11 protein-coding genes are annotated in these 14927 nt (G+C 73.4%); 4 read left to right on the top strand and 7 right to left on the bottom strand.

Annotation, left to right across the window (positions count from 1 at the left end; translation table 11 throughout):
- The first annotated feature begins 37 nt into the window (after positions 1 to 37).
- A complete protein-coding gene (locus tag AB0I29_RS23400) occupies positions 38 to 967 on the top strand; it encodes an LLM class flavin-dependent oxidoreductase (RefSeq protein WP_357486249.1) in 930 nt (309 codons plus the stop codon).
- On the top strand, positions 964 to 2193 hold the full coding sequence (locus AB0I29_RS23395; protein WP_357486247.1) for an MFS transporter: 1230 nt from the start codon (positions 964 to 966) through the stop codon (positions 2191 to 2193). The genes AB0I29_RS23400 and AB0I29_RS23395 overlap by 4 nt, the downstream gene beginning before the upstream one ends.
- On the opposite strand, the gene AB0I29_RS23390 is transcribed toward AB0I29_RS23395, so the two are convergent.
- A complete protein-coding gene (locus AB0I29_RS23390; RefSeq protein WP_357486318.1) occupies positions 2181 to 3665 on the bottom strand; it encodes a DUF222 domain-containing protein in 1485 nt (494 codons plus the stop codon). The two genes, AB0I29_RS23395 and AB0I29_RS23390, sit on opposite strands and share 13 nt — an antisense overlap.
- Before the next feature lie 511 nt (positions 3666 to 4176).
- Here AB0I29_RS23390 and AB0I29_RS23385 point away from each other — a divergent pair.
- Positions 4177 to 4560 carry a VOC family protein gene (locus AB0I29_RS23385; RefSeq protein WP_357486245.1) on the top strand — a complete coding sequence of 128 codons (384 nt, stop codon included), beginning with the start codon at positions 4177 to 4179 and terminating at the stop codon, positions 4558 to 4560.
- A 13-nt stretch (positions 4561 to 4573) separates the two neighbouring features.
- Here AB0I29_RS23385 and AB0I29_RS23380 read toward each other — a convergent pair whose 3' ends face one another.
- The 6 genes from AB0I29_RS23380 to AB0I29_RS23355 all read right to left on the bottom strand — a co-directional run bounded on the left by AB0I29_RS23380 (position 4574) and on the right by AB0I29_RS23355 (position 12610).
- Complete coding sequence (locus tag AB0I29_RS23380; protein WP_285102019.1) at positions 4574 to 5755, bottom strand: ROK family protein; 1182 nt, start codon at positions 5753 to 5755, stop codon at positions 4574 to 4576.
- Between the two features lie 61 nt (positions 5756 to 5816).
- Positions 5817 to 7175: a sugar ABC transporter substrate-binding protein gene (locus AB0I29_RS23375; protein WP_357486240.1), complete on the bottom strand. Its 1359-nt coding sequence runs from the start codon at positions 7173 to 7175 to the stop codon at positions 5817 to 5819.
- 13 nt (positions 7176 to 7188) lie between these two features.
- Entirely contained in the window at positions 7189 to 8181 is a 993-nt protein-coding gene (locus tag AB0I29_RS23370; RefSeq protein ID WP_357486237.1) for an acetylxylan esterase, read from the bottom strand.
- Positions 8178 to 10625 carry a glycoside hydrolase N-terminal domain-containing protein gene (locus AB0I29_RS23365; protein WP_357486233.1) on the bottom strand — a complete coding sequence of 816 codons (2448 nt, stop codon included), beginning with the start codon at positions 10623 to 10625 and terminating at the stop codon, positions 8178 to 8180. Before AB0I29_RS23365 ends, AB0I29_RS23370 begins: the two co-directional genes overlap by 4 nt.
- Positions 10622 to 11485: a carbohydrate ABC transporter permease gene (locus AB0I29_RS23360; protein ID WP_285102057.1), complete on the bottom strand. Its 864-nt coding sequence runs from the start codon at positions 11483 to 11485 to the stop codon at positions 10622 to 10624. The genes AB0I29_RS23365 and AB0I29_RS23360 overlap by 4 nt, the downstream gene beginning before the upstream one ends.
- 165 nt (positions 11486 to 11650) lie before the next feature.
- Positions 11651 to 12610 carry a sugar ABC transporter permease gene (locus tag AB0I29_RS23355; protein WP_357486229.1) on the bottom strand — a complete coding sequence of 320 codons (960 nt, stop codon included), beginning with the start codon at positions 12608 to 12610 and terminating at the stop codon, positions 11651 to 11653.
- Between the two features lie 112 nt (positions 12611 to 12722).
- Here AB0I29_RS23355 and AB0I29_RS23350 point away from each other — a divergent pair, with 112 nt between their 5' ends.
- A complete protein-coding gene (locus AB0I29_RS23350) occupies positions 12723 to 14906 on the top strand; it encodes an alpha-galactosidase (RefSeq protein WP_357486225.1) in 2184 nt (727 codons plus the stop codon).
- The last annotated feature ends 21 nt before the right edge of the window (positions 14907 to 14927 follow it).

The raw sequence follows: 14927 nt of genomic DNA, 5'->3' as shown, positions 1-14927 counted from the left end.
TCGGCGCGCCTCGAATCGATCTGATAGAACGTGCGCCATGACCTCTCCGCAGATCGGTGTCGTGCTCCCGCGTGACCTGCCCGCCGCCCAGGTGCTCCCGTACGCGCGCACCGCGGAGCGGCTCGGCTTCGACGAGCTCTGGGTCGTGGAGGACCTGGGCTTCCGTGGCGGGCTGGTGCAGGCCGCCGCCGTGCTGGGCGCGACCGAAGGCATCCGCGTCGGCATCGGGATCCTGCCCGCCGCGGTGCGCAACCCCGCCTTCGCAGCGATGGAGATCGCCACGCTGGAGCAGCTCCACCCCGGCCGCACCGACGTCGGCGTCGGGCACGGCATGCCGGGCTGGATGCGGCAGGCGGGCGCCTGGCCCGCGCGGCCCCTCACCTACCTCGCGGAGTACGTGACCACGCTCCGGACCCTGCTCGGCGGTGGGGAAGCCGGCGACCTGCGGCTCGACCCCTCGGCGGTGCCCGACGCCGTGCCGCCCCTGCTGCTCGGCGTGCGCGGCCCGCGGTCCCTGGCGGCGTCCGGCAGGGTGGCCGACGGCACCGTGCTCGCCGAGCCCGTCGGCCCCGAGTACGCCGCGGCCGCCCTCGACGCGATCGCCCCGCGGGGCGGGCACCGGCTGGTGGCCTACAACATCGGCGCCGTCGACGACGACGCGGCGGCCGCGCTGCGGACCGCCCGGCCCGGCCTCGAGTGGATCGGCGAGCCCGACTGGGCGCCGCACGTCGCGCCGCTCCCGTTCGCCGAGGAGTTCGCGGCGCTGCGCGCCTCGTCCGTCTCCCGCGCGGAGTTCGTCGAGCGCCTGCCCGACGAGTGGGTCGCCCGCCTCGCGCTGGCGGGCACGCCCGCCCAGGTGCGGGAGCGCATCGACGAGCTCGGCCGCGCAGGCGTCACGTCCAGCGTCTTCATCCCTGTCGGGCCCGAGCCGCTGGAGGCGCTCGACGCGCTGGCCCGGGTGCTGTGAGCGCGCACCTGACGCCGTCGGCGCAGCGCCGGCGGGCCGCCCTGTTCGTGTCCTTCTTCATGACCGGCGTGTCCATGGCCACGTGGGTGTCCCGCACGCCCGCCATACGCGACGCGACCGGTGCGAGCACGGCCGAGATGGGGCTGATCATCGCCGGGCTGTCGGCGGGCTCGATGGTGGGTATCGCCGTGGCCGGCACCCTGGTGGCCCGGCGCGGCGCCCGGTTCGTCGTGCTGTGGGGCATGGTCGCGATCGTGCTCGGCGTCGCCGTGGTGGCGCTCGGCACCGCGGCCGGGCAGGGCTGGCTCGTGGCCGCGGGCCTGGCGTCGTTCGGGTACGGCATGGGCTCGGGCGAGATCGGGCAGAACGTCGAGGGCGTCGACGTCGAGCGGGCGCTCCGGCGCACCGTGGTGCCCAGCCTGCACGGCAGCTATAGCTTCGGCATCTGCGTGGGCGGGCTCGTGGGCCTGGGCGCGAACCTGGTGCACGTCCCGGTGGCGGCCCACCTGCTGGCGGTCGCCGCGCTGACGGCGGTCGCCTCGGTCGTCCTCGTGGCCAACCTCGCGCCCGCCGTCGGCCGCGAGGACGCCGACGCGGGGCAGCGGCGCCGTCCGCTCGGCGAGACCGTCGGCGCGTTCCTCGCGGTGTGGCGCGAGCGGCGCACCCTGGCCATCGGCGTGATCGTGCTGGGCATGGCCCTGGCCGAGGGGTCGGCGAACGACTGGCTGCCGCTGATCATGGTCGACGGGTTCGACCTGTCGGCCGCGACGGCGTCGCTGATCTACGCGTTCTTCGGCCTGTCCATGGCGATCGGGCGGTTCGGCGGCGGGTACTTCCTGGACCGGTTCGGCCGCACGCCGGTGATGGTGGTCAGCGCGCTGCTCGCGATCGTCGGCATCGGCCTGGTGTCGTTCGCGCCGTCCGCCTGGCCGGCCGCGGTCGGCGTGCTGCTCTGGGGGATCGGCGCCTCACTGGGTTTCCCGGTCGCCCTTTCGGCGGCCGGAGACGACCCGCTGAACGCCGCACGCCGCGTGAGCGCCGTCGCCACGGCGGGCTACACCGCGTTCCTGGTGGGGCCGCCCCTGCTCGGGTTCGTCGGCGAGCACCTGACCCTGAGGCTCGCGATCCTGCTGGTCATGGTGCTGGTCGCGGTCTCGGCCTGCTTTGCCCGCGCGGTCACCCCGCCGGCGGGGGCGGCGCGCCTGTCCTCGCGTCAGGTGGAGTGAGTCCAGGAGAGGTCGGGTCGACGTGATCGGGCGCGGGCTCGACCAGGTGGCCCGTGGGCCGGGCGTGGCTGCGGACGTGGTGGGCTGGGTCGGTAGGCGATCGCGCCGTGGGCGGGAGTGGTCTGGCAGCCGATCTGGTAGCGGCTGCGTGGGGTGTAACCGGGTGCGGGGCCGGTCATGCCGACCGCGGGGGTCCAGGCCGGGGTCGGTGGTGGGGGTGCGACCGAGACATAGGTGTGCCCCGTCGGAGTGACCGTTTCTACGGCGTGCCGCCCGTCGAGCTGGGTGGTCTTCTGTGACCAGCCGGGTGCCTGCTTCGCGTGGTTGCACCGGGCGCACAGGCCCTGCCCGTTGTCGAGGCTGGTCGGTCCGCCCTCGGCGTGCGGGGTGACGTGGTCGAGGTGACGCACGGGGGCGTCGCACCAGGTGGTGGCGCAGATTCCCTGTTCCCGGGCCCGCAAGAGGCTTGCTAGTCCCTGGGGGTGGAACCGGGACGTCGAGGTGGTCGCTACCAACCGTCCGTGGGGGTTGACGTAGATCGAGCGCAGCCACGCGGTGTCGGTGTCGATCGCATGTGCCGCCAGGTTCCGGGCGACCGGGGCCGGGACGGTGCCGACCCCTGCGGGGGTGCCTTCAAGGACCACAGCGGGCTCGTCGCCACGGGCGAGAAGGGTCTGGTCGGAGACGAGCAGGTTGATCGTGACCGGCACATCCTCGGCATGGCCGGGCTCGCGTCCGGTGGTGCGCTCGATGAGGGTGTCGGCCATGATCTGCCCCACCCCACGCTCGTCCCCCGTGGCCTTGGTGGTCTGGGCGTGAGTCTTGAGCTGGGCGTAGGCCTGGACACCCTGGGCCATCGGGACCAAGGCGGTCAGGTAGACCATCAGGTCCGGTGCCGGGCGGATGGACACCCGTCGTTCGGTCACCGCGCGCGCGTTGCGCTTCACGCACGCGTGCACGTCCAGCCGGGCGGCGAGTTCCTTGATGCGGGCGACCAGGCGGCGGGTGCCCATCCTCGCCAGCTCCGCCAGATGTGCCGGGCCGCAGATCTCCTCGTCGATCAGGGCACGGTGTTCCACCGTCAGGTGGGAGGTCTCCCGCACCAGGAGCGTGGCCCGCCACTGGGACAACACCCCCGAGCGCAGCGCGTTGAACGTGTGGGGCATCTGCGTGACCCACACCCGGGACGTGCTCACGAACCCAGCCCCTGCATGCGGGCTCACCCGCAACGCAGCACCGACCTGGTTCGGCACCCCGCGACCCTGCCGCTCGGCGCGAATGGACTGCCGGGCCTCCTCGGCACGCGTGGCCTCGTCCAGGACGACCGCCAGCCGTGCTTGGGTCGCGGTGATCGCGTTCTTGACCGCCTCCAGCTCACCGAGCAGGTCGACGCATTCGGCCTGCACGGCCCGCGCATCCACGACCGAGTCAACAGCACCAGACCTGGTGTCAGTGGCTCCGGGCAGGATCATGCCTGCCAGTAGTTCCCGCACCGCCCGCACGCCCGCCACGTCAACGACCCCGCCGGGCACGGGCGCACCGGACGCCCTGTCGCCATCGGGCAGCACAGGGCGAACAGGCTGTCCGCCCGCCGCCGTCAGTACCTCACCCGTTCGCGTCATGCCATCAACATATGGCACATCCGTTCGCATCGCTCGCTGAACGGACCCGATCTGCCGACAGCAGAATCGCCTGCTCGTCTGGGGGAAGCCCTGGAACTCGGCGGCCGGCGGCCCCGAACGGGCGGGCCGTCTCGTCGATCACGCCAGACGCTCGTTGCGGGGACGGAAACCTCAGGAACACCCGTGCGGGCCACAGCACAGGACCGCGCAGCACAGGACCGCGCGGTTCGCCTGACTGCCCACCGCCCCACGACGCCGGGCGATCGGGATCCCGGGACGGCCGGCATCTCTGGAGTCCTGCCACTTCCGTCCCGGCCCGCCCCGCCTCGTCAGGTCTCACCCGAGCCCTACGGTGGGGCCCATGGCGAGACTTCACGACGTGGTGTTCGACTGCCGCCACCCCGCATCCCTGGCCCGGTTCTGGGCGGTCGTCCTGGACGGCTACGCCGTCGCCCCGTACGACGACGAGGAGCTCGACCGGCTGCGCACCCTCGGCGTCCACGACCCGGAGGACGACCCGTCCGTGCTGGTCGAGGGGCCTGCCGGCGCTCCGCGGCTGTTCTTCAACCGGGTACCCGAGCCCAAGACCGTGAAGAACCGCGTGCACCTCGACGTCCGCGCCCCCGACCGGGACGCCGAGGTGGCGCGCCTGGTCGCGGCGGGCGCGTCCCAGGTCGGCCGGCACGAGAACTGGGTGGTCCTGGCCGATCCCGAGGGCAACGAGTTCTGCGTCTTCCGCGAGTAGCGGCCCCGCCGGCCTAGGCGGCAGTGGGCAGCAGCGCGTCCCGGAACGCCGCGACCGCCGCGCCGCACGCCCAGTCGATGAACGTGTGCCGCCGCACCACCAGGCGGCAGTTGGCCGCCGCGCCGAACGCGTGCGCCGCGAACTCCTCGCGGATACGGCGCTCGTACAGGTCGTACTCCATGACGCCCTCGCCCGCGATGACCACCACCTCCGGGTCCACCAGGTTGGCGGTGACCGCGAGGGCCGCGCCGATGGCGGTGCCCGCGCGGTCGAACGCGTCGACGGCGGTCCGGTCGCCCGCGTGCGCGAGGGAAACGGCGTCCGCGAGCGTGAGCGTGGGGTCGCCGTGGCCGGCGCGCACGGCGTCGCGGATGGCGCCCGAGGAGGCCACCGCCTCCACGCAGCCGCGGCGGCCGCACACGCACACGGCGTCGGGGGAGGCCAGGGGCAGGTGGCCGATCTCGCCGACCACGCCGTGCGCCCCGACCACGACGTCGCTGTTGACGTAGATGCCGCAGCCGATGCCCGCGCCGATCGTGACGATGGCGAAGCTCTCCGCCTCCACGCCGAGCCCGAACCACTGCTCGGACCGGGCGAGCGCGCGCACGTCGTTCTCGACGACGACCGGCAGTCCGACCTCCCGCGCGACCGCCGCACCCAGGGGCACGTTGGCCCACCCCAGCAGCGGGGAGTGGCGCACCACGCCGGAGCCCGTGTCGATGTCGCCCGACGCCGACACGCCGAGGCCGACGAGACGGTCGGCGCTGTCGCCGAGCTTGTCGATCAGCCGCCGCGCGCAGCGGACGATCTCGCGCGTGACCGTCTCGGGGTCGTGCCGCTCGAGCGCGCGCCGGGTGGAGGTGAGCACCTCGTTGCCGATGCTCACCGCGACGGCCACGATCTCGTCGGCGTTGACCTTGACGCCGATGGCCAGCATGGAGCGGGGCACCACGCTCAGCGGGTAGACGGGCCGCCCCGGGGACGAGCTCTCGGCGTGCTCGCCGACGGTCACGAACCCGTCGCGGATCAGCGGGCTGACCGTCTTGGTCACCTTTGCCTGGGACAGGCCGGTCAGCCGGCCGATCTCGATCCGGCTCACCGGGCCGTGCGTGATGATGCGCGTGAAGATCTCCGCCGACGTCGTCGTGCGCAGCTTGGGGCGGCGCGGCGGCGTCGGGGGCGGCGTGGCACTCATGGGAAACCTCGTCCTCGGCCTGGGCGCGGCGCACGAGGCGCCGCGCCCAGGCCGGCCGTCACTACTTGGAAAGAATCTCCTGGGCCTTGTCCGCGGCCTCCTGCCACACGTCGTCGTCACGCTGGTGGCTGTAGTACGCCTCGAACAGCGGCTGCAGCTCCGACTTGAGCTCCGCGCCGTTGCGGTAGGCCAGCGACGGCTCGAGCTCCTCGTTCTTCGCGTAGTTGACGAACACGCTCAGGTCGATGCCCTTGTCGAGCTGGTCCGCGGCGAGCGCGTCCATGGCCGACGGGATGGACGGGAAGAACGAGCCCGACGTCAGCGCGGCGCTCTCCTGGCACTCGGCCGTGCCCATGAACGAGATCCAGTCCCAGGCCGCCTGCTTGACCTTGCTGCCCGACCAGAGCATGTTGCCGTTGGAGTTGCTCATCACCACGCGGGTCTCGCCGTCCGGGCCGAGCACGTTGGGCGCGATGCCGACCGACATGTCGGGCAGCTTGGCGAACGTCGTGGCCGACCACGAGCCGCCGGAGATCATCGCGACCGAGCCCGAGCCGAGCTGCTCGGTGTCACCGACGGTGAACTGGCCGAACTCCGGGGCGAGGCCGCGGTCGGACAGGCCGCGCAGGTAGTCCATGGTCTCGGTGAACGCCGGGTCGTCGAAGGCGAAGGACGTCGGCCAGGCCGCCGGCTCGCGCATCGTCCAGTCCGACGAGGCGGCGAACTGGTACCAGGTGGTCTGCCCGAGGTAGTCGGCCGTGCCGAGCGCCCCGATGCCGTAGACCGCGACCTTGTCCTTGTCGAAGCCCTTCTCGTCGCCGCGCTTGCCGTTCTCGTCGACGGTGAGGCGGGCGACGACCTTGTCGAAGGTGCCACCGTCCTCCGGGTTCCAGGTCATGTTCTGGACGTCGTCCTCGGAGAGGCCCGCGTCCTTGAGCATGTCCTTGTTGTAGTAGAACGCCGACCCGGCCCAGTCGAGCGGCAGGGCGTACTGCTTGTCGTCCGTGTACGTGAAGGCGGGGACGCCCACGTTGAACACGCCCAGGTCGTAGTCCGACTCGGCGATGTAGTCGTCGAGCGGCTCGAGCTGGCCCTGCTTCGCGTACGAGTCGAGGAACTCCACGCTGTTCTGGAACGCGTCGGGGGCGTTGCCGGCGACGAAGCCCGCCGTCAGCTTGGTGAAGTAGTCGTCCACCGCGTACTGGGTGATGTTGACCGTGATGTCGGGGTACTTCTCCTGGAACGCGGGCAGGCAGGTCTTGTAGGACTCCGCCTGCTTCTCGTCCCAGGTCCACCAGTTGACGGTGCCCGCGTGGGCGCCCTCCTCGGCCGCTCCGCCGGCGGAGCCGCCCGCGCAGGCGGCCAGCGAGACGGTGACAGCGGCTGCAGCGACGATGCTCAGCATGTGCTTCGGTTTCATGATTCCTCTTCGATCAAGGGACCGGGTGGGTTCGGTTCGGGTTGGTAGGGCCGGCGGTCGTCCCGAGCAGGCGGCCGAGCACGTCGAGCGCGCCCTGCCGGTCGAGGCTGCCGCCGGCGTCATGGCCGTTGGACGGCCAGACGGTGATGTCGTGCTGCGCCGCGTACTCGTTGTGCGCGGCGAACACGGTTTCCGGGGGAGTGATGTCGTCGTCGAGCCCGCAGGAGAACCAGGCGGGCGTGCGCGCGAGGCGCGCGAAGTTGACCACGTCCACGTAGCGGAGCGTGGCCAGGGCGCGCTCGCGGCGCGCCCGGTCCCGGGCCAGCAGGTCGGCGAGTTCCCGGTAGGGCCCGTGCGCGCTCAGGGTGAGCGCACCCGGGAGGTCCGCGAGGAACGGCGCCTGGGCGAGCACGGCCGACACGTCGTCGGCGAGGTACCCGGCGGCCAGCGCGATCCCGGCGCCCTGGCTGTTGCCGAGCACCGCCACGCGGCCGGGGTCGACGCCCGGCAGCAGCCGGACGGCGTCCACGGCGCGGGCCGCGTCGGTGAGCACGCGCCGGTAGTAGTAGCCGGCCGGGTCCGCGAGGCCGCGCGTGATGTACCCGGTGCTGTCGCCCCACGGGCCGTCCGGCGTGGAGCCGTCGCCCTGGCCGCGGGTGTCCATGACCAGGTGGGCGTAGCCCGCCGCGGCCCAGGTCAGGTCGTCGATCGCGTGCCCGCGGCCCGCGCCGTACCCGGTGAAGTGGACCACCGCGGGCAGCAGGCCGTCGCGGTGCCGCGGCAGCCGGAGCCACGCGCGTACCGGCTCGCCGCCGAACCCGGGAAAGGTCACGTCGAGCACGTCGATCGCGCCGAGCGGGGTCTCCACCGGGACGGCGGACGGCGGCGCGTCGTACCGCCGGGCCTCGGCGAGGGTGTCGCGCCAGAACCCGGCGAAGTCGTCCGGCAGCTCCTGCGTCGAGCGGTAGGCGCGCAGGGCGGGCTGGCGGGGGTCCGGGATGGTCATGAGGTCTCCCCGAACAGGCTGTCGGCGGCGACGGGCGAGCCCACGGGCACCGTCCGGGTCCGCCCGGCGAAGCTCACGGTCACGTCGCGCGGGCCGGCGCCCACGACGTCGTGCAGACGCAGCGCGACCGGGCGGCCGCCCCGCCAGTCGAGGTCCACCGCGACGCCCCCGCGGGTGCGCACGCCGGTGATCCGGCCGTCGGGCCAGGCCGCCGGCAGGGCGGGCAGCAGCCGGACCGGGCTGTCGGGCGTGCCCTCGCCGGTGCCGACCAGCATCTCGGCGATGGCCGCGGCCAGGCCGAAGTTGCCGTCGATCTGGAACGGCGGGTGCGTCGAGAACAGGTTCGGCAGCAGCCCGCCCCACTCCGAGCCGTCCGGCGGCGCGTCGAGGTCGGGGTCCCCGGGGTAGGGGGTGGTCGCCTCGCGCAGCAGGTCGCGTGCGACGTCGCCGTCGCCCAGTCGTGCCCGCATCGCGATCTTCCACGACCAGGACCAGCCCATGGCCCCCGGCCCGCGGGCGTCAAGGGTGCGGCGGGCGGCGTCGGCCAGCTCCGGGGTGCGCTCCACGTCGACGGCATGCAGCGGGTGCAGCCCGATCAGGAGCGACAGGTGGCGGTGGTGCGGTTCGAGCGAGGCCGAGTCGTCGCCCCATTCGTACAGGGTGCCGTCGTCGGCCACGCGCAGCGGCGCGATGCGGGGCAGCGCGGCGCGGATCTCGTCGAGCAGCGTCGCGTCCGCGGCGTCCGCCACGCCCACGGCCTCCGCGGCCGCGAGCGTGCGTTCGAGCGTCGCCCGGATCAGGCTGAGGTCCATCGCGGACGACGTGGAGACGGCGCCGGACGTGCCGTCGGCGCGCAGGAAGAAGTTCTCGGGCGACGTCGACGGCGAGGTGCCGAGCGTGCCGTCCGGGCCGGCCACCAGCCAGTCGAGCGCGAAGGCACTCGCGCCGAGCAGCAGCGGGAGCACCCGCCCCGCGAGCTCGTCGCGGTCGCGTCCGTACTCCCAGCGCTGCCACAGGTGGTCCGCGAGCCACAGGCCGCCCATCGGCCAGAACGCCCACGACGTCGGGCTGTGCCCGGCGCCGACGGGCAGCGCGTACCCCCACGGGTCGGTGTTGTGGTGCGCCACCCAGCCGCGGGCGCCGTAGAGCTCGCCGGCCACCGCACGGCCCTCGCCGGCGACGCGCTCGATCAGGTCCAGCAGCGGCTCGTGCAGCTCGCCCAGGCCGGTGCGCTCGGCGAGCCAGTAGTTCATCTGGGTGTTGATGTTGATCGTGTAGTTGGACGACCACGGCGGCCGCATCGACGCGTTCCAGATGCCCTGCAGGTTGGCCGGTGGCGAGCCGGGCCGCGACGACGAGACGAGCAGGTAGCGGCCGTACGCGTAAATCACGCGCGCCAGGGCGCGGTCGTCCGCGTCGGCCAGGAGGGCGTCGACGTCGACGGGCTCGTCGCCGGCGGGGACGCCCAGCTCCAGGCCCGACCGGCCGAGCAGCTCGCGCGCGGCGGCCTCGTGCCGGGCGCGCAGCGCTCCGGCGCCGGACGCCGCGACGTCCTGCGCGTGCCGGGCGGCGCGCGCGACGAGCTCGTCGCGCGGCGCCTGCGGCTCGTGCCGCCACCAGCGGCGCGCGTTCGTCTCCGTCGTGACCGCGAGCAGGACACGGCGCGCCCCGGTGATCACGACCTCGTGTGTCCCGGGCACCACGGTCGCCGCGCCGTCGGTGCGCACCGCCACGGCGACGGCGGCGGCCGGGTCGAACCCGGATCCGCCGACGGCCTCCGGCCCGCCCTCGCGCCAGACGTGCGCGACGGCGTCGGGCTCGTGCTTCGGCGCGCCGTCGACCGGCGTCTCCATCAGCAGGGACAGGTGCGCGAGGCCGCCGTCGGACACCCCGGCGTCCGAGCCGGCGACCCGCAGCGGCGACCGCAGCCGCACCACCGCGGAGACGGGAGAGTCGGCGACGAGCTCGACCACGAGCGCGCCGTCGGCCGCGGAGACCCAGGTGGCGCGGCGCACGGGCACGCCGTCCAGCAGGAAGGTCTCGTCGACCACCGCGGACGACAGGTCGAGCACCCGCTCGTACCCGGTCGTGTCGATCCGGCCGAGGTCCAGGTCGAGGTCGCCGAGCGGCAGGAACTCCTGGCTCCACGGGCCCTCGAAGGTGCGCAGCAGGCGTTCTGTCTCGTCGTCGTCGTGCCGGGCGACGGCGTCCCGTACCTGGGCGAGGCGCTCGGGACCCGCGCCGCCGGCGACGACGGCGTCGAGCGCGCGCCGCGGGCCGTCGGGGGTGCCCGACCACAGCGACGCGTCGTTGAGCCCGATGCGCCCGCGGGCATCGCCGAGCACCATGCCGCCGATCTCTCCGTTGCCCACGGGCGTCGCCTCGCCCCAGCGCGCGGCGGGCGCGGTCCAGCGCAGTCGGACCGGGCGCGGTGCGGTACTCACTTGAGCCCCGAGAAGCCGATGGAGTCCACGATCCGGCGGCCGAACGCGAGGAACAGCACCAGCATGGGCAGCGCCGCGACCAGCGTGGCGGCCATCAGGCCCGCCCAGTCCGGCGCGGCCTGCGGCGACGACTGCTTGAACACGGCCAGGGCGAGCGTGAGCGGGCGCACGCTGTCGTCGCTGGTGACCAGGAGCGGCCAGAAGTAGTCGTTCCAGGCGCCGATGAAGCCCAGGATGGACAGCGTGGTCACGGGGCCCGACGTCATCGGCAGCGTGATCTGGAACAGCACGCGCAGCCGGCTCGCGCCGTCGATCAGCGCGGCCTCCTCGATCTCACGGCTGAGGCCGAGCATGAACTGGCGCAGGAAGAAGATGTTGAACGCCGAGAACAGCGCTCCCGGCAGGATCAGCCCGCCGAACGTGTTGAGCAGGCCCAGGTCCTTGATCAGCACGAAGTTCGGCAGGAGCGTCAGGATGCCGGGCACCATGAGCGCCGTGAGCAGGATCGAGAACACGAGGTCCCGGCCGGGCCACTCGAGGCGGGCGAACGCGTAGGCGGCGATCAGCGAGAAGAACACGACCAGGCCGGTCGAGAGCGTCGCGAAGATCAGCGAGTTCAGCGCGAAGTGCAGGATGTTGATGCTGGCGCCCGAGCCGCCCTCCGCGAGCGACTCCGCCGACGTCGCGATGCCGAGCACCCGGCGGAACGCGCCGAGCGTGAAGTCGACCGGCAGCAGCGACGACGGGTGGGTGATCAGGGCGTAGTTGTTCGAGAACGACGTGCGCAGGATCCAGTAGAACGGGAAGAGCGTCACGAGCACGACGCCGCCGAGGTAGGTCCAGGCGACGGCGCGCCCCAGGCTGGGGCGACGCCGGGCGGGCGATGGCCGGGTGCCGGCACGGCTGGTCGGACGGGCGGCGGGCCGGACGGCGTCGACGGCCGAAGGGGCAGATGTGGATGCGGCTGCGGATGCGGACATGCGGGGGTTCCTCACGGGTTCGGGGCGGCGCGGACGGGCGACGGGTCAGTCGGTGTCGGACTCGTCGGCGCGCAGCAGGCGCATCTGCAGGAAGGTGATGGCGATGAGCATCGCGAACAGCGCGAGCGACATCGTGGCGGCGTAGCCGAACTCGAACTGGCCGAACGCCTTGTCGTAGATGTAGAGCTGCAGCACGTTCGACGCGCGGGCCGGGCCGCCCTGGGTGGTCACGGCCACGAGGTCGAAGACCTGGAACGAGCCGATCACCGTCAGCACCAGCACCATCGCCAGCACGGGCCGCAGCAGGGGCAGCGTGAGGCGCCGGAACATCTGCATCTCGTTCGCGCCGTCGATCCGCCCCGCCTCGTAGATGGTCGGCGGGATGGTCTGGAGGCCGGCGAACACGATGATCGCGTTGTACCCCATGCCCTTCCAGACGCTGATCAGCGCGATCGTGGGGATGGCCCACCTGCTGGAGCCCAGGAAGAAGACCGGGTCGAACCCGAGCTGGCGGATGGCGATGTTCACGATGCCGAGCTGCGCGTCGAGCATCCAGGACCACGTGGTCGCGGCGACGACGCCGGAGATGAGGAACGGCAGGATGATGACGCCGCGCAGGGCCGTGGAGGCCGTGAGCCGGTGCAGCACCACGGCCGTCGTGACCGACAGGGTCATGCCGATCACGACCGACAGGAGCACGAAGTAGGCCGTCACGCCGAGCGAGTGCCAGAAGACCTCGTCGGCCACGAGCCGCTTCAGGTTGTCCAGGCCGGTCCACTCCGGCGGGGTGAGCACCCGGAAGTCGGTGAAGCTCAGGTAGATCCCGCGCAGCGTCGGGTAGGCCGCGAAGACGAGGAAGCCGATGACGGCCGGTGCGATGAGGACCCAGGCCAGCCGCGCGTCCCCGCGATGGGCGGGTGAGCCGGCGCGGCGTACCGGCCCGGTCTTGCGTACGCGTCCGGCCGCGGTCCGTCCGCGCGCCGGGGTCGTGGTGGAGATCGCCATCGGCCTCATCCCTCGTCGTCGAAGTGCAGGAGGTGTCGGCACCTCGCTTGCTGCCGAGAGCGTAGGGCGACTAAGTTTCCGCTGTCAAGAAAGTCGATTCGGGGTGGTGAAGATGTCTGCTGGTGATGAATACGCGGTGCTGAGCGCGGCCGGGGTGTCGCTCGTGCTCGACCTCGCGGGCGAGATGCCCCGGGTGCTGCACTGGGGCGAGGACCTCGGCGACGTCGGCCCCGACGGCGTCGCCGCGCTGCGGGAGTCCGGGCTGACGGCGCGGGTCGCCAACTCCCCGGAGGCGCCGCGCGCGCTCACGCTCCTGCCCGTGGAGCGGGACACCTGGTCCGGACTGCCGGGCCTCGAGGGCCACCGTGCCGGGACGGCGACCACGCCGCGCCCGGAGCTGGTGGAGGCACGCGTCGAGGTGCCGGCGGACGGCGTCGGCGGCACGGTGCGCCTGGACCTGCGCGAGCCGGTCGCGGACCTCGCGCTGGCGGCCGAGGTGGAGCTGGAGGCAACGGGCGTCCTGCGGGTGCGGTGGACGGTGACCGCAGGCGGTCAGGGCGCGGATGCCTACGACCTCGCGCACGTCGTGGCGCTGCTGCCCCTCCCGGCGCGCGCCACGGAGGTGCTCGACTTCAGCGGGCGCTGGAGCCGGGAGCGGCAGCCGCAGCGGCTGCCGCTGGTGGACGGCACGCACCTGCGCGAGGTGCGCCGGGGCAAGCCGGGGCTCGACTCGCCCTACCTGGTCGCCGTCGGCACGCCGGGCTTCGCCCACCGCACGGGCGAGGTCTGGGCGGCCCACGTGGCGTGGAGCGGCGACCAGCGCTGGATCGTGCAGCGCCTGCCCGAGGGCGCGGGCGCGCACGCGGCCGTGCTCGGCGGCGGCGAGCTGCTGCGCCCCGGCGAGGTGCGGCTGGGCCCGGGGGAGAGCTACGCGGCGCCGGACGTGCTGTTCGCGTGGTCGGACGCCGGGCTGGACGGCCTCGCCGACCGGTTCCACCGCCGTACCCGCGCCCGCCGTCCGCGCCGGGCGCCGCAGCCCCTGGTGCTCAACACATGGGAGGCCGTCTACTTCGACCACGACCTGGGCCGGCTCGGCGAGCTCGTGGACCGCGCGGCCCGCGTGGGCGTGGAGCGGATCGTGCTCGACGACGGCTGGTTCCGCGGCCGGCGGGACGACACGGCGGGTCTCGGCGACTGGCAGATCGAGGCGGACGTCTGGCCCGACGGGCTCGACCCCTTCGTGGCGCGGGTGCGCGAGGCGGGGATGGAGTTCGGGCTGTGGTTCGAGCCCGAGATGGTCAACCTCGACTCCGACCTGGCGCGCCTGCACCCCGAGTGGCTGCTGGCGCCGTCGGCGGGGGTGGGCTCCAGCTTCCGCAACCAGTACGTGCTCGACGTCGCGCACCCCGACGCGTTCGCGTACCTGCTGGAGTCGATCTCGAAGCTGGTGGAGCGCTACGAGATCGCCTACATCAAGTGGGACCACAACCGGGAGCTGCACGAGGCGGTGGTGCGCGGCGGCGCCGCCGGGGACCGGCCGGGGGTGCGGCGGCAGACGCTGGCGCTCTACGCCCTGCTGGACGAGCTGCACGACAGGCACCCGGGGCTGGAGATCGAGAGCTGCGCGTCGGGTGGCGGGCGCATCGACCTCGGCATCCTGGAGCGCACCGAGCGGGTGTGGACCTCGGACTGCAACGACCCCGTGGAACGCCAGCAGATCCAGCTCTGGAGCGAGCTGCTGCTGCCGCCGGAGCTGCTGGGCTCGCACGTGGGCGCGGAGCGGGCGCACACCACGAACCGCGTCACCGACCTGTCCTTCCGGCTGGTGACGGCGGCGTTCGCCGCGCCCGGGATCGAGTGGGACATCACCGGCTGCACCGAGGACGAGATGGAGCGGCTGACGTCCTGGGCCGCGTTCGTCACGTCGCGGCGGGACCTGCTGCACGGGGGAGTGCGCGTGCACGCGGACCTCGCCGACGAGCAGACGCTGCTGCACGGCACCGTGTCCGAGGACCGTGCGCGGGCACTGTTCGCGTGGGTGCGGCTGGCGAGCTCGGCCGGGCCGCAGACGGCGCGGGTGCCGTTCCCGGGCCTCGACCGCGACCGGGACTACGTGGTGCGCGTGCCGGACGCGTTCGGCGCAGCCGCCGTGCACGGCCAGGAGCCCGCCTGGATCGCGCGGGCCCGCGGCGCGGAGGGCTTCCGGGTGTCCGGCGCGATCCTCGCCGGCGCGGGCCTGACGCTGCCGGTGCTCCAGCCGGCGTCGGGCATGGTGCTGGAGCTCACAGCAGAGTGAACGTGTCAGACGCTCAGGCCC

The sequence above is a fragment of the Promicromonospora sp. NPDC050262 genome (assembly GCF_040655935.1).
In the GTDB taxonomy this organism is placed as follows: Bacteria; Actinomycetota; Actinomycetes; order Actinomycetales; family Cellulomonadaceae; genus Promicromonospora.
Note: the sequence above shows the minus strand (reverse complement) of the source record. Positions and strands in the feature narration are given on the sequence as shown.